18 protein-coding genes and 2 pseudogenes are annotated in these 16,301 nt (G+C 68.7%); 13 read left to right on the forward strand and 7 right to left on the reverse strand.

Annotation, left to right across the window (positions count from 1 at the left end; genetic code table 11):
* The first annotated feature begins 175 nt into the window (after positions 1–175).
* The gene (locus F1643_RS14160) at positions 176–1,333 is read left to right on the forward strand and encodes a hypothetical protein (RefSeq protein ID WP_194913824.1); all 1,158 of its coding nucleotides are present in this window, start codon (positions 176–178) and stop codon (positions 1,331–1,333) included.
* A gap of 14 nt (positions 1,334–1,347) precedes the next feature.
* Here F1643_RS14160 and F1643_RS24885 read toward each other — a convergent pair whose 3' ends face one another.
* From F1643_RS24885 to F1643_RS14180, 6 genes and pseudogenes are all read right to left on the reverse strand, one after another.
* A complete protein-coding gene (locus tag F1643_RS24885) occupies positions 1,348–2,133 on the reverse strand; it encodes a 3'-5' exonuclease (protein ID WP_370540615.1) in 786 nt (261 codons plus the stop codon).
* Positions 2,134–2,198: 65 nt separating this feature from the next.
* Positions 2,199–2,786: a UvrD-helicase domain-containing protein gene (locus tag F1643_RS24890; protein WP_370540616.1), complete on the reverse strand. Its 588-nt coding sequence runs from the start codon at positions 2,784–2,786 to the stop codon at positions 2,199–2,201.
* Positions 2,734–3,570: pseudogene (locus F1643_RS24895) on the reverse strand (UvrD-helicase domain-containing protein); the annotation flags it as partial. The gene F1643_RS24890 and the pseudogene F1643_RS24895, both read right to left, overlap by 53 nt.
* A gap of 224 nt (positions 3,571–3,794) precedes the next feature.
* A complete protein-coding gene (locus tag F1643_RS14170) occupies positions 3,795–6,029 on the reverse strand; it encodes a RecQ family ATP-dependent DNA helicase (protein ID WP_194913828.1) in 2,235 nt (744 codons plus the stop codon).
* A 4-nt stretch (positions 6,030–6,033) separates the two neighbouring features.
* Positions 6,034–6,582, reverse strand: coding sequence for a hypothetical protein (locus F1643_RS14175; protein WP_194913830.1), 549 nt, complete (start codon positions 6,580–6,582; stop codon positions 6,034–6,036).
* 281 nt (positions 6,583–6,863) lie between these two features.
* On the reverse strand, positions 6,864–7,133 hold the full coding sequence (locus F1643_RS14180; RefSeq protein ID WP_194913832.1) for a helix-turn-helix domain-containing protein: 270 nt from the start codon (positions 7,131–7,133) through the stop codon (positions 6,864–6,866).
* A 220-nt stretch (positions 7,134–7,353) separates the two neighbouring features.
* Here F1643_RS14180 and F1643_RS14185 point away from each other — a divergent pair, with 220 nt between their 5' ends.
* From F1643_RS14185 to F1643_RS14200, 4 genes and pseudogenes are all read left to right on the forward strand, one after another.
* Positions 7,354–7,995 carry a hypothetical protein gene (locus F1643_RS14185; protein WP_194913833.1) on the forward strand — a complete coding sequence of 214 codons (642 nt, stop codon included), beginning with the start codon at positions 7,354–7,356 and terminating at the stop codon, positions 7,993–7,995.
* 357 nt (positions 7,996–8,352) lie between these two features.
* Entirely contained in the window at positions 8,353–8,895 is a 543-nt protein-coding gene (locus F1643_RS14190; protein WP_194913835.1) for a flavin reductase family protein, read from the forward strand.
* 1,140 nt (positions 8,896–10,035) lie between these two features.
* Positions 10,036–10,333 (forward strand): annotated as a pseudogene (locus F1643_RS14195) (DUF736 domain-containing protein).
* Positions 10,334–10,689: 356 nt separating this feature from the next.
* Positions 10,690–10,962, forward strand: coding sequence for a hypothetical protein (locus F1643_RS14200; protein WP_194913896.1), 273 nt, complete (start codon positions 10,690–10,692; stop codon positions 10,960–10,962).
* A 681-nt stretch (positions 10,963–11,643) separates the two neighbouring features.
* Here F1643_RS14200 and F1643_RS14205 read toward each other — a convergent pair.
* On the reverse strand, positions 11,644–11,916 hold the full coding sequence (locus tag F1643_RS14205) for a helix-turn-helix domain-containing protein (protein ID WP_194913836.1): 273 nt from the start codon (positions 11,914–11,916) through the stop codon (positions 11,644–11,646).
* 111 nt (positions 11,917–12,027) lie between these two features.
* On the opposite strand from F1643_RS14205, the gene F1643_RS14210 reads away from it, so the two are divergent.
* The 8 genes from F1643_RS14210 to F1643_RS14240 all read left to right on the forward strand — a co-directional run bounded on the left by F1643_RS14210 (position 12,028) and on the right by F1643_RS14240 (position 16,210).
* Positions 12,028–12,297 (forward strand): DNA -binding domain-containing protein, encoded by a 270-nt coding sequence (locus tag F1643_RS14210; protein ID WP_194913837.1) that lies wholly within the window; start codon positions 12,028–12,030, stop codon positions 12,295–12,297.
* 213 nt (positions 12,298–12,510) lie between these two features.
* Complete coding sequence (locus F1643_RS24900; RefSeq protein WP_370540612.1) at positions 12,511–12,813, forward strand: transcriptional regulator domain-containing protein; 303 nt, start codon at positions 12,511–12,513, stop codon at positions 12,811–12,813.
* Positions 12,797–13,285 carry a DUF2285 domain-containing protein gene (locus F1643_RS14215; protein ID WP_370540613.1) on the forward strand — a complete coding sequence of 163 codons (489 nt, stop codon included), beginning with the start codon at positions 12,797–12,799 and terminating at the stop codon, positions 13,283–13,285. Before F1643_RS24900 ends, F1643_RS14215 begins: the two co-directional genes overlap by 17 nt.
* Before the next feature lie 136 nt (positions 13,286–13,421).
* On the forward strand, positions 13,422–13,667 hold the full coding sequence (locus tag F1643_RS14220) for an AlpA family transcriptional regulator (protein ID WP_194913840.1): 246 nt from the start codon (positions 13,422–13,424) through the stop codon (positions 13,665–13,667).
* A 12-nt stretch (positions 13,668–13,679) separates the two neighbouring features.
* On the forward strand, positions 13,680–14,480 hold the full coding sequence (locus F1643_RS14225; protein ID WP_194913842.1) for a replication initiator protein A: 801 nt from the start codon (positions 13,680–13,682) through the stop codon (positions 14,478–14,480).
* Between the two features lie 211 nt (positions 14,481–14,691).
* Positions 14,692–15,330, forward strand: a complete 639-nt coding sequence (gene parA / locus F1643_RS14230; protein ID WP_194913843.1) for a ParA family partition ATPase — start codon at positions 14,692–14,694, stop codon at positions 15,328–15,330.
* On the forward strand, positions 15,327–15,560 hold the full coding sequence (locus F1643_RS14235) for a chromosome partitioning protein ParB (protein ID WP_194913845.1): 234 nt from the start codon (positions 15,327–15,329) through the stop codon (positions 15,558–15,560). Before parA ends, F1643_RS14235 begins: the two co-directional genes overlap by 4 nt.
* Positions 15,557–16,210 (forward strand): AAA family ATPase, encoded by a 654-nt coding sequence (locus F1643_RS14240; RefSeq protein ID WP_194913847.1) that lies wholly within the window; start codon positions 15,557–15,559, stop codon positions 16,208–16,210. The genes F1643_RS14235 and F1643_RS14240 overlap by 4 nt, the downstream gene beginning before the upstream one ends.
* Positions 16,211–16,301 lie beyond the last annotated feature (91 nt).

The raw sequence follows: 16,301 nt of genomic DNA on the forward strand, positions 1-16,301 counted from the left end.
CAATTAATATTGACTAACGATCTCCAAAGTGTATTTGATAATTTTCAATTATGATTGTTGTGGATAGTAGGGTGTGGAACGTGTTTCGGCCGTGTGAACAATGCCATATCATCAGTAATCATGGAAAGAGGAATATACAATTATGATAATCAGACGGAAGTGGTGTTTATTATTCGTGACTTTTTGGCTGTTGATGCTTCCTAAGCACGCCGCTTTGGCTCAAACTACACTAACCGGAAGTAAGTCTATCTTTGAAATCTGGATGCCTGCGGTCGCTGCATTGGTGGGGGGCTTGATCAGCGGTATATTGGGGCCGTTGTTGAAAGATGTTGTTATCCAACGTTGGAATGAACGTCGTGCTGATAAGAAGTTACAAGATCAGATCGAGCGGAGTTATTTTGCTCCAATCAGCGCCAGCGCAGAAAAGGTAATTTGGAGAATGTCCGAGATTATTTTGGAAAAGAGAGCGCATTTTCTTTTGCTTAAGACATGCCCTAGGAATTTTAGTCAATATAAACGCATCAGCACTTTATACAGGATCGCAGCGTTGCTCGGCTGGATTCGCGCGATTAGTCTGGAGCTTAGCGCCCTGCCGCGCGGCGGATTTGGCGCGACCTCACCAGTGTTCAAGGCGCTTGCGAAAGTGCAGTCTGCCTTAGCTGATGGTCACGGCGTCGAGAAACGACGAGTCCGTTCGTTTTGCACGGGTTGTGGCATTGATGTATCAACGCTTACCGAAAGTCAGTTCGCTTCACTTGCAGCCAGCTTTGAGGTAGCTATGTATGCCTTGGCGACTGACGAGCTAAGGAAAAATCATCACCATCTTGTTGATTCTACAACTTTACAGCAGGAATTTGTCTGTCGTGGGTTATTAAAATTATTGGAAGATCATGGGCTTAATCATTCGCTTGAAGATCAAAAATTTCTGTCGTCTATTCCAAGTTTGATTGGTTTCCTCGGCTACCGTGAAGCGCTGATTTATCGGGAATGGCAAGATGCGATCGGCGATGCTATGATTGTGAAAGACGAACTCTCAACGGCGCGACGCTATCGCATCATTGGGTTTGAGGAATTTGAGCGATTGATCGCCTCTGGAACTTTCAACTGGATCGAACCTTTCCGAGAGTTCATTGAGGATGTTGATTTCGAAACTCCCGACCTGACCGACGAGCGACCTAAGCATCTACGTGATTTGGCTGAGGGTGTTGCGGCGGTGCTTGTCGCCATTTCAGACAGCAGCCAGGGTGAACTCGTTAACCCTGAAGCCCTGAAGCGGGCTCGCCAAATTTTGGGATCCCGGCATAGTGACAAGAACTCGATGAGCGTCACCTGAGAGTAGGTGTGATGTCAACGGACAGAGTGCGTCCAGATTTCAATTACCGGGAGCTCCCAGCTTTCAGTCTTGAGCTGGCCGCGCCAAGCCTCCGCGCAGTCTTTCCGATGCCGGCGAACCACGGCATGCACACGGACCTGTTCAACCGCGGAGATCAGACAGGACCAGTGCCGGCTGGCCGCTTCCGAAAGGCGCGCAATCACCGTGCCGTCAGCGCTGAGCACCGACACCCGGTCCGTCGCCGAGCGTGCCGCCCGCAAGGTCACCGCGTCGCCCGGCCGTAGGGCCGCCATCGCCCGGTGAACGGCCGCCGTTGCCGGCTGGCGGCCGGCAAAGTCGATGTGCAGGTCGCCGAGCCCGAGTACGGTGCGCTGGCGGCTGAGCACTCTCCGGTCGGCACGCCCGGTGTCGGCGCAGGCAACACAGTCGACGCCATCGAGCAGCGACAGATGCGGATTCCTCACATCCGCACGGCGCATCAGGCACAACGTCTCCCTTGCTCGCGTCATGCCGACGTAGAACAGCCGCCGCTCCTCCTCGCTGTCCGCGGCAGCCCTGTCCGATGGCCGGCCGTCCCATCCCCCGTCAAGGAGGATGACGTGCCGGAACTCCAGCCCCTTTGCGCCGTGCAGCGTCCCGATGTGGATGCCGGCGCCGGTCAAGCGCTCGCGGCGCAGCTGGGACAGCCCTTCATACAGGGCCTCGCGCACCGCTTCCGGTTCCGCCGCCCGCCCGGCGCTCGTCGTCGCCCAGCCGCCGAGCAGTTGCTCCACCAGCCCCCACCATGGCGAGGCGCTCATCTCCTGGCGCAGGTCGGCCAGCTGCGCCTGCAACCATGTTCCGTCAACCCGTGCGGTCGTCGGCTTCAACCGGTCGAGGAAGGCCACCACCTCGCGCAGCCGGTGCAGGGGAAACCGGTCGGACGTGGTGTCGTAGGCGGGATCGCAGGGGATGCCGGTGTGGTCGCACACCGCGTGGAACGGCGCCAGGACGTGGCGTTGACGCGCCAGCACGGCGAAGTCGCTCCACGACGTGCCGGAATGTCGAGCCCGCCGCTGCTCGATGACGTCCAGCACCGCACCGATCTGATGCGCGATGGTCTCCACCGCCAGGACCCGCACGGTTCGCCCGCCGGATCCTCGGCCCGCGCCCGGTCGATGCGGATGGGGTGCTCGGTCTTCATCCGGTCGGTGTTGTGCCGGATCAAGGTGTTCGACGCGGCGATCACGGCGGCGGTGGAGCGGTAGTTCTCCACCAGATGGTGAACCTCCGCCGTGTAGTCGGCCTGGTACCGGCGGATGAACGCGACATCGGCGTGACGGAAGCCGTACACCGCTTGGTCGTCGTCCCCGACGGCCATCAGCGCGATCCGCGCTTCGGGCATCCTTCTCCTGGCGGCCGGCGATGGCGGAGACGAGGTCGTACTGCTCCTCGTCGATGTCCTGGTATTCATCGATCAGGATGTAGCGGTAGCGCGCCAGCAGCCGCTCCCGCACGTCCTCGGCGTCGAGGCCGGGAAAGGCGCTTTCCCCGCGCAGAAGTGCTGTGGCGTCGCCGATCACCCCGGAGAAGGGATCGGCGGGCGCGCTGTCCGGCCGATGTTCCAGGCGCTCGGCGACGCTCGCCCCAACCAGGCGCATGGCCAGCGCGTGATAGGTGTAGGCGTCGATCCAGCCGGCCTCGTCGCCGATCAGGGCGCGCAGCCGCCGTCGGATCGACAGGGCGGCCGCGTGGTTGTAGCACAGCACCAGGATCGCCTGCGCCGGCACCCGCAGCACCCGCATCAGGTAGGCGCAGCGGTGGACGATGACGCGGGTCTTCCCGACCCCGGCCCGGCCAGGACCAGCAGGTTGCGCCCGACCGGCGCGGTCATGATCGCCTGCTGCGCCGGATTGGCGAGATCGGTGACGATGCGGGCATAGCTGTCCGCCGACACCGGGCGGGCCAGTTCGGCGCGCCGGCCCGGGAAGTGGCGGGCGAGCAGCCGATCCTCCGGCAGGGCGAAGTAATCGGCGGCGAAGGCCGCCGCCCGCTCCGGGCTGGCGAGCCCCAGACGGGCGTATTCGCCCATGGCGTGGATCTGGGAAGGTGCGGCCGGCGTAATGGCGGGTCAGCGGTTCATGGTCGTCCTTGGTGTAGCGCCGCCCCCGCGCCGCCTCCGGCAGCCGCAAGCTCAGACCCTGGCGGAACACCGACAGGCCACCTTGCAGCAGGATCACCTTCCAGTCGTGCAGCATCAGCAGGGCCGCCTGGACCGCGGCGACCGGATCGGTCACCTCGGCGGCCAGCGTCAGGTCACCGGTCACCGCCTGGGCCAGCTCCTCGACGGCGAAGGGCACCACCGTCTTGCCCGCGCCATCGGTGGCCCGGCCGGCCGCCAGCAGACGGTCGAGCACCAGGGAGGCGACCGCTTCCTGCCGGCGCAGGCCATCCTCCAGGCTCTGCCACGTTCCCGACAGCGTCAGGCTGTACCGCCAGCGTGCCACCGTGGCGAGACGCAGGCGCGCGCTGCCCCCACGTTGGTGTCGGACAGCGTCTTCAGCAGCCGCAGAACCACTTCGGGCTGGCACTCGGCGCAGCCCCGGTCGCGCAGCCGCTGGGTGGCCGCCGTCAGCGACAGGCACAGCTCCTCCCCATCCGGCGCCTCCTCCCGCAGCATCGCCAGCAGGCTGCGGGCAGCACCGGAAAACTGGGCCAGGACGCGGCGCGAGGCGTTGACGCCCGACGGCCGCACCTGTGCGGTCAGCACGGTCCCGCTCTCGATCAGGCCGTGACCGGCCATCGCGGTCAGCACCGTCAGCACCTTGGCGGTCGCCTCCTGCGGCGGGCCGGCGGTGTCGGCCGCCAGGGGATCGAGAGCGGCCAGCGTGTCGACAGTCAGCGGGTGCTCCTCGCTGGGATCGGCGGCGACCGCCACCAGCGTGCGGAAGATGGCCATCCACTGGGCCACCGTGGCCGCGGGCAGACCCAGACGCTCGATGGCGGTGCGCGCCTGCTCCAGCGACAGCGGCTTGGGCCGCGCGGTGATGACGGAGGTCCGGTTTTCGGACCGGATCACCAGCCCGGCGCGCTCCAGCCAGGACAGCGCCGTCTTCACCTTGGTGTCGGCGTCCGAATCGTCGGCCGCGAAGCCGAGGTCGAGTTCCGGATCGGCCACCAGCTCGCCCGCGGTGGCCACCACCTCGTCCTTGCCCAACCGCTGCGACAGCCGCCGCACGCCCCGCAGGATCTGTCCGATGTCGCGCCGCCGCAGTTCCGACCGGGCGGCGAGGCGAAACTGGTCCTCCAGATCGTCGGGATCGAACAGCAGCACGCAGGCCGCCGGCAGCCCGTCCCGCCCGGCGCGTCCGGCCTCCTGCGTGTACGCTTCCAGCGAGCCGGGCACATCGGCGTGCACCACCAGCCGCACGCTGTCCTTGTCGATGCCCATGCCGAAGGCGTTGGTGGCGCATACCACAGGGATGGAGCCGCCGATGAAGCCCGCCAGGACCTCCGCCTTGTCGGCGGCCTTCATGCCGGCATGGAAGGCGGCGGCCGGCCAGCCGTATCCCATCAGCGCGTCCCGCAGCTCCTGGGTGCCGCGCCGGGTAGCGGCGTAGACCACAGCGCAGGCCGACGCTCCGCCCCGCCGGACATGCTGCTCCAGCAGGACGGCGATGCGCTCGACCTTCTCCGCCGGCGTGATGCTCTCGACGGCGAAGGTCAGGTTGGAGCGCTCGGCGCCCCCGGCGTACAGGTCGAGTTCTTGCCCCAGCCGGTCACGGATGTGGCCGCGGATCTCCTCGACGACCTCGTGCTTGGCGGTGGCGGTCAGGCAGGTCACGGGTGGTGGCGGCGTGCCCTGGCGTTCGGCCAGTTCGGCGATGAAGCGCGCGGTGTAGAGATAGTCGGGGCGGAAGTCATGGCCCCACTTGGACAGGCAGTGCGCCTCGTCGAACACCCAGGCGCCGATCTCCCGCTGCTCGATGGTGCGGACGACGGACGGGTTGCGCAGCTGTTCGGGGGACACATAGAGGAGCGCGATGTCGCCCTGGCGCACCCGGTCCATCACCGCCCCCCGTTCCGGCAGGGTGAGCGCTCCGTAGAGCGCGGCCGCCGCCGCCGGCCGGCCGGTCTTGCTGCGGAAATTGTCCACCTGGTCCTTCATCAGCGCCTGCAGCGGCGATACCACCACGGTCAACGCCCCGGTGCGCTGGTGGCGGGCCAGGGCCGGCACCTGGAAGCACAGCGACTTGCCGCCGCCGGTGGGCAGCACCGCCAGCGCCGGCCGCCCGGCGAGGCCGGCCTCGACGATGCGTTGTTGTAGGCTCCCGCCGTCGGGCGCGGCCGGCTTGGGCCGGAAGACGTCGAACCCGAAGGTCTCCCGCAGCCAATGCGTCGCGCTGAAGGCGGTGCGGCACCACGCGCACGCGGGATCGTCACACGGTGTGTCGCGCAGGTCGCGCAGCAGCGGCCCGACCGCCGGGTGCTGATGACGCACCCAGGCCGGCAGCACCGAGGCGCCGCCCGCCACGCCGAGCCACGCCAGCGCGTGGGCGAAGGCGAGGCGCGCCGCGGACGGTTCCAACTCGGCCGCAGCGAGGCGGGCGGACGCGGCCGTGCACACGCGTGCCGTCGCGCACTGCATCCACAGCGTGAAGGCCGCGGACGCTGTCGGCGGCAGGGGGGCGCCGCACAGGCCGAGCAGGTCGGCCATGCCGCTATGGCCTGGGCCAGACAGCGCGAAGCGGTGGAACGCGGCAGCGTCCGGCGTCTGCCGCCACCAAGCGGACAAAGGCATCGATCTCGTCGCGCAGCACCGCCCGGCACAGCCGGGCGTCGGCGACCGGATCGTTCACCGCATCCTTCTCGAGCTTGTAGCCCTTGATCAGCCGGTGGTAGGGGTTGGCCGGGAAGGCCAGGGGCGAGAGCACCAGCGTGTCCACCACCGGCAACGTCCATGCGGCCAGTCCCGGCACCGCATCGCGCAGGATCGGCAGGTCGTGCGCCAGGATGTTGTGGCCGGCGATGCGCTCGGCGCCGCGGGCGAAACCGTCCAGTCCAGCGGAGGCGAAGGGCCTGGAACCACGCTTCTCCCATCGGAAGATCCGGTCGTCCAGCACCGCGCCGACCGCATTCGGGCGCCCGCCACGGTCGGCTTCGACGTCGATGAACAGCGTCTTTGCCAGATAGGTGTCCACGCTCGCATCGGACAGCGGGGCGCGGGATTGCCGTTTCCTGAGGAGCGCGTCGAGAGCTTGGGACAGCAAGGAGGAAGTTCACTTCAAAGGCGATGCAACCGTCGCGAAAACTTCTACAGCGTGCGGATGCACAACCACAACGACGTTTTTCCGCTTTGTCTTTTCGGCGGCGATCCGGATACCCGGAATGATGGATTTACGGGGAACCGGCGGCCCGCGAAAGCGAACCGCCGGATCATGCCTCAAGGCGTGGTCCGTGTGGGCAATGGCACCGGTGGCGACCGGGGCGGTCCGACCGGCCGGTACGTCCGATGGGGTGACGGTGGGAATGGGTGCGCCTTTGGTGCGCCTCAATTCCCACCATGGTTCGGCCCCATCGGCGGCTCGGTGCCTTTGCGCAGGCGGACGCCGACACCTTCACCATTGCTGGGGATGAAGATGACGCCGGCCGCCTCGAGCGCGTCCTTCAACGCCCGCAGAATGGCGGGTATGGGGGTGCGCCCGCCTTTCTCGAAATGCGTGATGGTGCGCAGGCTCACGCCGCTCGCCTCGGCGAGCTGCTGTTGGGTCATGTTCACCAGACCGCGGGCGGCGCGGCATTGAGCGGGCGTCAGGTTCATGTCCCGGATGGTAGGCGGGTACGCAGAAAGCGCAAGGAGACGGAAAATACGCTTGCGCTCTATACGCATAAGTGCGAAAAATACGCACTCATCTGAACCGTCAGGAGCTCGGCTTCGCGTGGGTATGCCCCTGGTGTCCTGGCCGACAGGCCCAAACTCCCATGCGAGTCGGTCGCTGAAGCGACGCTGACTGACCCAGCTGGAAGGGAGGGGACCGATCATGCAACGGGAGACGCGCACGCCAAGAGCGAGGACCAGCAAAGCATCACGCCGCTCCGCCTTGTCCGCGGCGATCCGGGTGCTGGAGGCCGCCCCGGACGGGAATGGTGCGGAGCCCCTCCTCGTTCTCTGGAGGGAATGGCGGGCTGCCTTTCCCCTGTCGGAGCATCTCTGCCGTGAGGCGCAACGTCTGGAACGTCACCTGATCGGCCGCATCGGCTTGCCGGCCATCGAGATCCCGATGAGCGATCCCGGACGGCCGATGGTCCGGGCAACGGATCCGCGCCAGATCGACCGGGTGCTGGGCACGGCCCCGGAGACATTGGCGCAACGCCGCCGCCTGAAACGCGCTCTGGGGGCGGCGCGTGCCCGTTGGAACGCCGAAGCCGCCGCCTGTGGGCTCACCGCGGCCATCCGGTCGGAGGTTGCCGCCGACCACCGCGTCGATGAGCTGCTGCGCATCGCCGCCGTGACGCCGGCCCACTCGCTGGTGGGCGCGATTGCCAAGCTCGTTGTCATCGAGCAATGGGGAGAGCGGGAACCGGAGGGCGACGACCTTCCCTGGCCGTTTCTGGGCAGCGTGCTGTCCGACCTCGTCACCCTGGTGGCGGCGGAGCAGCAGCGTCCGACGCTGTCCGGCTGAGCCGGTCGCCGACCCTTTTCCTGAATTGCGGCAAAACACCCGTGGCGCCATCTGGACACACGCTCCGTTTCCTTTCGGACGGATGGTGCGTCTGTCGGGTCGCGCCCTGTCGGCCCTGTGCACCGATGATGGCGTCCGTCGGCCGAGGCGCGGGCGCCTTTCCCTACCCAATTGCCCCCCCAATTGCCCCCGCGGCGGCGGAAAGGCCGTGGGCGTTGAGCAAGGCGTTGACCGGCGTGCATCCGCCGGCGTAATCAGGGGGGCGTGCGCAGCGGGCCTCTCATGTCCACCGGGCCTGCCGCCTTCTCCACCTCACGGCTTTCGCAGGAACGCATCGTTTGCGGGAGGGAGGCAGGGTTGGAAGAGCTGCCGATCGGCAAGGCGTTCACGCTGATCGAGCCGGGGCCGGTCGTCCTGGTGACGACGAGCGACGGCCGCACGGACAACGTGATGACCATCTCCTGGACGATGGTGCTGGATTTCACGGCGAAATTCGCCATCACCACCGGGGCCTGGAACCACTCCTACGCCGCGCTTACCAAGACGAAGGAGTGTGTGATCGCGGTCCCCACGGTGGATCTCCTCGACACCGTCGTCGGGGTGGGAACCTGTTCGGGGAGGGACACGGACAAGTTCGCGAGGTTCGGGCTGAGCCGTGTGACGGCGCAGCACGTCCGGGCGCCGCTCATCGCCGAGTGCCTCGTCAACATCGAATGCCGCGTCGCCGAGATCATTGGGCATCACGACATCGTGGTGCTCCAGGGTGTAGCCGCCCATGTCGACGGCGGCCGCAAGGAGAAGAGGCTGATCCACGCCGTCGGCGACGGCACGTTCGTGGCGGATGGCCGGCGTTTCGACCGGAGAGAGGCGATGCGGTCCAAGCTCCCGGGTGGTGTGTAGGCCTACCGGCCGGTCCATGCTAACCCTATGCCGCGGATGCGGATGATGATGGCGTTCGTCGGCCGAAGGGCCGTGCCATGGGCAGGGAGCATCTCCAGGAATGCGCGTCCTGCGGACGTTCCCATATGATGGTGCAAAGCCGCCGCTCCCGTTGTCCACCGAAGGGTAACCGAGGTCCTTCGTTACAAGCGAACATGGCGCCCGCGCGGGCAAGCCCACGCGCCGGGCTCTCGTGAATCGAGCCTCCTGCGGAGTCTCGAGTCTGACGACCGTCGATCCCTGGCGCATCTCCCGCGACGTACCTTCCTCCTGCAAGGGTGGCGACGGCAGGATCCGGGTCCGGGTGCAGGGCGATCCCAACCGTGATGGGGCTATCGGTTTCCTCCGACGACACTCCGTCATCGTCAGCCTCCGGCACCTTACCCATGGCGATCGCCCGCCACCGGCCATTCCCTGTGCCTGAAGGTTTCAATTCGCCGTGGCTGTTCGTGGTGCTTCGTCGCTGTCCATGCGGACACCCGCGGCTTCGAAGGCCCGCCGGAGACTGCCCGGCACATAGCCCCGCGACGAACCCCTGCCGAGTTCGAAGGCGCGCCACCGCCGACACCGACAGCGTCGCCTTCTCGGCGAGGGCTTCCTGCGACCATCCCAGTTGACGCCGGAAGAACCGGCACCGCTCCGGGGTCATGCATCCATCTCCGATCAACCGCTCCATCGGGCGACGCTACCACGGCGGGTGGGAGCCGTTCATGGTCCTTCTCCCAGGCGAGGCCATGTGACCGGGGAACCGTGCCGTTTCCGGCACGATTGCATCCGGCGTTGCGCTGCGGCGCCGTGAGCGGTGTCGTCTCCGGCGGAACGGCTCGCGGCTCGACCACGGCGGCCTTTCCTGCTGGCGACCCTGACGCCGGGTGCGGCTGCGGGGCAGCCCGACCTCGATCCCGCAACGGCCGTGGGCCGGCCTTCTTCCCCGCCGTGCTCGGCTGCGCCTGTGCGCGGCTTCCTCGCGAGGCAAGAAGCCCGGCCCCCGGCCGTCCTCCGCTGCGCTGCGGCCCTTGCGCGTGCGGGCCGGTCGCTCGGCGCCCTTGTGATCGCCATCAAGGCCGCGGTGGTCGCGGCCGAACCCCGCAGGAGGCGACTATGGCTCAGATCGGCACCTTCATCCGCAACGACGATGGCTCGTTTGCCGGGACCATCAAGACGCTCACCCTCAACATCAAGGCCCGTTTCGTCCCGGCCGCGAAAGGACAGCGACAAGGCTCCCGACCTTCGCGCCGTGAGCAATGGGATCGACATCGGCGCGGGCTGGCGCAAGACCGCCAAGGAGACCGGCCGCGACTACCACTCGGTCAAGCTGGACGACCCCAGCTTCCCCGCCCCGATCTACGCCAGCCTGGTCGAGGTCGACGGCGGCTACGCCCTGATCTGGTCCCGCTGAGGTCGGCCACCGGTTGCGGCGCTCCCCCGGGGCGCCGCGGCCGGCTCCGGGCCACGACGGACGTGCTGGAACGCGCCAAGCGGCTGGCACCGCCGCTCGTGAAGGCCGTGATCGCCGTGCGACCGATCGCGGGCCGAGATGGGGAGCCCCCGTGCTCCCGAAGGTCCGTCTGTCTCTTCAGACCTCCCAGCCTACCATGCCGGTGCGGCCCGCCTCGAGGACGAGCGGTCCCCCCAAAAGGCTGCGCCTTTTGGCTCCCCCGCTCGCCGGCAGGCCGGTCGCCTGCGGCGATCCTCGACCCGGACCGCCCCGGCATCGTGACGCCCCCTCGTCTTCAAAACCAGAGGAGGGGAACGATGCTCACCATCCACGACCAGGTCAGGGAACTGCGGGCCGAGCTGGCGTCCTGTGCCCTGACCCGCCGCGAACGCGCCCAGGCCCGTGCCGAACTGGATCGGCTCCTGGCCCGGCAGGCGAGGATGGACCGCACCGCCGACGCGCTGGTGTCCACCGAGGCGGCGCCGTGCGCCGCAACCAGGAGGCTCGTTGCGCGGCCGGAGGGCGCCGGCCGGTGTCGTCGGCTCCCGAAGACGCGAGCGGGGCCGATAAATCAGCAGCCGGCCCCATAATTCTGCGAACATGGCCCCTAACCGTGCGACTGGCGGCCCTTTATTTTGCGACTGGCGCATAAGCAGCTCGACGCCGTGGCGCGCTGATGCGGCGTCGGACCCATGTGCAGAGAGGGTGCACGGCACGATGCCGGCCGCATCGACGGCCAGTTCGACCGGTCTGCCGTCGCGCACATCGGCCATCCGTCTGTCCGGCGGTGCGCCAGCGATCCTCCTCCATCTCCGCTGGTCGCCGTCATCGGTCGCACGGCTCCTGTCGGTTTCCCATAAAAGGTGAATGGCAGCGGATGAATGATTGAAACGTTCCTTAAATCGTGGACTCGTGTCCCTTAAATCGTTGAACGGGATTTTCTTTTATTCGTGGACTCGCGCATCGGTGCGGCCCCATCGACGCGGGTCTGTCCGGCGGGTGCGCCGGTGATCACCGCCGGTCGCCGCCATCGGGCGCGCAGCTCCTTCCTACCTGGATTTACGGAGAACCGGCGATCCGGATATCCGGCTGTCCGTCGATCCGGGACTCCGGAGCGCCGTGAACACGGGAATGCACTCCCGGCCACTGCCCCGATTGGCCGGCATACGCCTAAAAAGTCACGCACCTCTCCCGGAAACCGTTGGCATCGCCAACCCTTTCGCCCCAAAAGCAATGGTGGTGGACATGGGGTGTCCTACCCACGTATGTCGTCACGCACCGCCGTCACCGTCTCGGGTGGGGCCGGCCAGTTCGGAGAGGAAGGGGTGATCGGGGGGCAGCGCCAGCAGATCGCCGGGAAGCACCTTCAGCGCCCGCGCCAGCCGGCCGAGCGTCACCACACTCGCCTTGTGCTCGGCCCGCTCGATCTGGCCGACGTAGCTGCGGTCGATGCCCGACAGGTGCGCGAGTTCCTCCTGCGTGATGGCACGCTCACGCCGCAGGCGCCGGAGGTTCGCGGCCAGGATATCGGGCAGGTCTTCCATCGCCAGGATGGAGCCCCATTGAGGAAAAAGTCTCCACGGGATACATCTCCCATTCGGCCGCCGGCCCATGGCCGGCGGGTAGTCTCCAACACCGAAGGAAGGAGCCTGCGCATGAGGAAGCCGCGCATCGACGCGCCGGTGTTCGACGTGGCGCCCACCGGCGAGGCGCTCACCGACTACGACCGGCTGCATCTGGTCACCTACCTGCGCCTGCTCGACGCCGCGGCGGACGGGGCCGACCCCGACGAGGTCGCCCGGATCGTGCTGCGCATCGACCCGGACGAGGAACCCGAGCGCGCCCGGCGTGCCCACGCCAGCCATCTCGCTCGCGCCCGCTGGATGACCGAAAGCGGCTACCGGCATCTGCTCGTTTCGAATTAAGCCGCCATCGCCGCACGGCGCGTCCGGCAGTGCCGAACGCCGGCTGGGCGGCTCTTTTCCTGTCCGATCAAGCGTTTCCTCCCCTTTCGATCGGGGTATGCTGGTTGCATCGATCCCCCGATACGCCGCGCTGGCCTACCGATCCGGTCGGCGCTTCGCAACCTGAGCGTTTGGGTGCGCATCCGTCCCTTCATCCCTGACGAGGACGGTTTCATGACAGGCACGAGAGACTGGCGGTCCGCCGCCGCCTACACCGACACGGCAGCGCTGCCGGTGGCGGGCTGGGCGTGGGAGTTCCTGCGCCGCAATCCCGAGTACCGGGCCGCGACGCGGGCCGCCGCGCCGCGCTCGGCGGAACATGCCGCCGTTGGCCGGCGCTGGGGGTTGTCCTTTCGCCGAGGACCCGGATCGCTCCGCCCACGACACGGCGATTTTCTGGACGCCCGACCTGCTGCCGGACCTGGTGCGGCTGGTCCCGGTTCCCAGGCAGCCGATCCCCGTGGCTCCGGACGCTGACCCGCTGGCCGGACCGGGGCGGCGGGCCGTGCTGCCGACGCCGGACGGCTTCCACGTGGTGATCGCCGACGGTGCCCGGGAGCGGCGCTTCCTGGTCCTGGCGCCGGACCTGCCGCCACCGGGAACGGCGCTGTGGGCCACCGTGGCGTTCGACCGGCCGCGGGCGCCGCAGGTCGCCGGGATCGAGCGCTTGGCGGCGCTGATGGCGGGCCGGCCGCCGCCGCCCGAGCTGACGCCCATCCAGACCGGCCTGCTGCGCCACGCCCTGCAGGCGCTCGACGCCGCCCTGGCCGGCGCCAGCCTGCGCGACACCGCCGAGGCGGTGTTCGGCGAGCGGCGGGTGGCGGCCGACTGGTTCCGCTCCAGTCCCCTGCGCGACCAGGTCCGCTACCTGGTCCGCCGCGGGCGGCGGCTGATGGCCGGCGGCTACCGCGAGCTGCTGGCTGGCCGCCTCGGGCGCGGCCAGCGGTAGACCGCTCTGGGGAGGGGCCGGGGGACTCCGGCCCCGCCGGTCTTTCCCCTCCCCGGCGCTTCCGTGTTTCCGCGAGCCTTCCGCCATCGCGCCCCGCCGCTCCCGGCGGCGCGCTCCGGAACACGGAGGCTCGACCATGCACGACAGCACCGACGACCTGCCGCACCGCTTCCTGCGCACGGCCGAGGCCGGGCGCTTCCTCGGCCTGTCCGGCCGGACGCTGGAGAAGCACCGCGTCTACGGCACCGGCCCGCGCTACCGCAAGATCGGCGGGCGCGTGGTCTACGCGCTCGACGACCTGAAGGCCTGGGCCGACCGGGGCCTGCGCACCTCCACCTCCGACCCCGGTGCCGGCGCCGTGCGGCCGGCCCGCCGTTCGTGACCGGAGGCGGCCATGGAGAACGCTTCCCTTCCCGCCCGCCGCACCGACATCGCGTTGCGCGACGTGGCCGACCTGATGGTCTGGCCGTGGTTCAGCCTCGCGAAATCCCCACGCCACGCGCCCATCACCTTCGAGCAGGGGGCGGTGCGCATCCGGGTCGAGCCGGCGGGCGACCTCGGCATCGCCACCCTCTGGGACGCCGACGTGCTGGTCTGGGCGGCCAGCCAGCTCACCGAGGCCCTCGACGCCGGCCGGACGCCCACCCGGCATCTGGAAACCCCGGCGTATCCGCTTCTGCGCTTCCTCGGCCGCGGCGTTGGCCGGCACGACTACGCGCTGCTGCGCGCCGCCTTCGACCGGCTGGCGGCCACCCGGGTCGAGACCACGCTGCGCGCCGGGCCGGAGGGGCCGGCCCGTTTTTGCTGGCTGGAGGGGTGGGAGCCGACCGCGGCCGGCGTCCGCCTGACGCTGCCGGAGTGGCTGTTCACGGCGGTGTGCGAACGCCGGGTGCTGACGCTGGATCCCGGTTACTTCGCCCTCACCGGCGGGGTGGCGCGCTGGCTGTACCGGCTGGTGCGCAAGATGGGCGGTCGGCAGCGAGGCGGCGGCGCCATCGGCCTGCGCCGCCTGCACGCCCGCAGCGGCAGCCCGATGCGTCCGGCCGAATTCGCCCGTCACATCCGGCGGATCGCGTCCATCGGCCTGCCGGGCTACCGGCTGTCCATCGAGCGGGGCGGCGGCGAAGAGCGCCTGCTGTTCTCCGAGCGCGACCCTTGGCGAACCTGTCCACAGCCCCTTGTGAACAACCTGTGAATGATGACGGGACATCGAAACTATCGAAAAACGGGAGATCGCCATGCCGACTCGCGGGGGAACGCCACCCCGACTCGGAGTCAACCCCTTGTCCCGCCTCACCGATTCGCCCCTATAACTTTTATAACGTTACTAATAACAGACTCTTGGCGGCTGACTCCTCGACTCCTCCGCCTGTGGATAAGTCCTCCGGAGCGGGGAGGGCGCAGCGATGATCGTGGCCTTCCTCAACCAGAAGGGGGGTGTCGGCAAGACGACGCTCGCCCTCCACCTCGCCGGCGAGTTGACCCGGCGTGGCCATCGCGTGCTGCTGATCGACGCCGATCCCCAGGGCTCGGCGCTCGACTGGGCCGAGCAGCGCAACCGCGAGGGGCTGCCCCGGCTGTTCGCCATGGTCGGGCTGGCGCGGGAGACGCTGCACCGCGAGGTGCCCGACCTGGCCTCCGGGGTCGAGCACGTGGTCATCGATGGGCCGCCACGGGTGACGGCCCTGGCGCGCTCGGCGATCCTGACCGCCGAGCGGGTGCTGATCCCGGTGCAGCCCAGCCCGTTCGACGCCTGGGCCTCGGCCGAGCTGTTGCGCCTGCTCGACGAGGCGCGCGGCTGGCGGCCCGGCCTGTCCGCCCGCTTTCTGCTCAACCGCTGCATCGCCCGCACCCGGCTGCTGGCCGATGCCCGCCGCGAGCTGGCCGGGGTGGTGCCGCCGGCGATGGCGGCGTCGGTCGGCCAGCGCGTCGTCTTCGCCCGCTGCGTGCGCTCCGGCCGGCTGGCCTTCGAGAGCGAACCGGGTTCCACGGCGGCGCACGAGATCGCGGCCCTGGCCGCCGAGCTGCTGGGGACCGGGCCATGACCGGCGGGCGGATCGGCTTCGGCGCCCGGCCCGGCGCACCCGACGCCTGGGTGCGCCGGGGCGAGGGCGGGCCGGCCAAGGCGGAGATCTACACCGCGCGGCTGACGGTGGACATCACGCCGGAGCTGCGCGGGCGGATCCGGATCGCCGCCTTCCGGCGCGGCGTCACCATGGCGGCGCTGCTGCGCGAGGTGCTGGAAGCCCGCTTCGCCAGGGAGGAGGGGGCATGATCGCCGCCCTGGTCAACCTGGCGCCGGGGGTGGGCCGCACCACGCTGGCGGTCAACCTGGCCGGCGAGCTGGCCCTGCAAGGCAAGCGGGTGGCGCTGCTCGACGTCGATGGCGCCTCGGGCGTGCGGGAGTGGGCGGGGATGCGCCGGCGCAACGACCTGCCGGCCCTGTTCGACACCGTCACGATCACCAGCGCTCAGCTGCGCTGCGGGCTGTGGGGGCTGGGCACCAGCTTCGACCACGTGGTCATCGACACCCCGGCCCGTTCGCCGGCAACGGTGCGGGCGGCCCTGCTGGCGGCGGAGACGGTGCTGGTGCCGACGCTGCCGGACCGGGAGGCGGTGGGGCGCTGTGCCGCCACGATGCAGCTGGTCGTCGAGGCGCTGGCGGCCGAGCCGATGCTCAGTGCGTCGCTGGTGCTGACGCGGGCGCCGGAGGAGCTGCTGGTGGAACCGGGTACCGAGGCTCAGGTGCTGGGGCTGCGTCTGCCGGTGTCGGCGGCGGTGGTGCGGCAGCGGCTGGCCTTCGCGACGAGCCGGAGCACCGGGCTGCTGGTGCCGGAACTGGAGATGGCCGGGCGGGCCGAGGCCGACGTCCGCGGCCTCGTCTCGGAGGTCTTCGGCCTGGGATCGGTCCCGGTGGCGGGCTGATCGGGCAGGGCGGCGGCCCGCTTCGCCCGCGAAGGAACGCCGATCGCACTATGGCGCGCAAAGACAGGAAATCGGACAGTGTGTCCAAGCT

The sequence above is a fragment of the Azospirillum sp. INR13 genome (assembly GCF_015390205.1).
Taxonomy (GTDB): Bacteria; Pseudomonadota; Alphaproteobacteria; order Azospirillales; family Azospirillaceae; genus Azospirillum.

Excerpts from the sequence above, each read along its gene's own strand:
- F1643_RS14210 (WP_194913837.1), top strand. The coding sequence starts at position 12,028 with ATGAGGAAGCCGCGCATCGACGCGCCGGTGTTCGACGTGGCGCCCACC.
- F1643_RS24900 (WP_370540612.1), top strand. The coding sequence starts at position 12,511 with ATGACAGGCACGAGAGACTGGCGGTCCGCCGCCGCCTACACCGACACG.
- F1643_RS14235 (WP_194913845.1), top strand. The coding sequence starts at position 15,327 with ATGACCGGCGGGCGGATCGGCTTCGGCGCCCGGCCCGGCGCACCCGAC.
- F1643_RS14185 (WP_194913833.1), top strand. The coding sequence starts at position 7,354 with ATGCAACGGGAGACGCGCACGCCAAGAGCGAGGACCAGCAAAGCATCA.
- F1643_RS14200 (WP_194913896.1), top strand. The coding sequence starts at position 10,690 with ATGCTCACCATCCACGACCAGGTCAGGGAACTGCGGGCCGAGCTGGCG.
- F1643_RS24890 (WP_370540616.1), bottom strand. The coding sequence starts at position 2,786 with ATGAATACCAGGACATCGACGAGGAGCAGTACGACCTCGTCTCCGCCA.
- F1643_RS14240 (WP_194913847.1), top strand. The coding sequence starts at position 15,557 with ATGATCGCCGCCCTGGTCAACCTGGCGCCGGGGGTGGGCCGCACCACG.
- F1643_RS14205 (WP_194913836.1), bottom strand. The coding sequence starts at position 11,916 with ATGGAAGACCTGCCCGATATCCTGGCCGCGAACCTCCGGCGCCTGCGG.
- F1643_RS24885 (WP_370540615.1), bottom strand. The coding sequence starts at position 2,133 with ATGAGCGCCTCGCCATGGTGGGGGCTGGTGGAGCAACTGCTCGGCGGC.
- F1643_RS14225 (WP_194913842.1), top strand. The coding sequence starts at position 13,680 with ATGGAGAACGCTTCCCTTCCCGCCCGCCGCACCGACATCGCGTTGCGC.
- F1643_RS14170 (WP_194913828.1), bottom strand. The coding sequence starts at position 6,029 with ATGGCCGACCTGCTCGGCCTGTGCGGCGCCCCCCTGCCGCCGACAGCG.
- F1643_RS14180 (WP_194913832.1), bottom strand. The coding sequence starts at position 7,133 with ATGAACCTGACGCCCGCTCAATGCCGCGCCGCCCGCGGTCTGGTGAAC.
- F1643_RS14220 (WP_194913840.1), top strand. The coding sequence starts at position 13,422 with ATGCACGACAGCACCGACGACCTGCCGCACCGCTTCCTGCGCACGGCC.
- parA (WP_194913843.1), top strand. The coding sequence starts at position 14,692 with ATGATCGTGGCCTTCCTCAACCAGAAGGGGGGTGTCGGCAAGACGACG.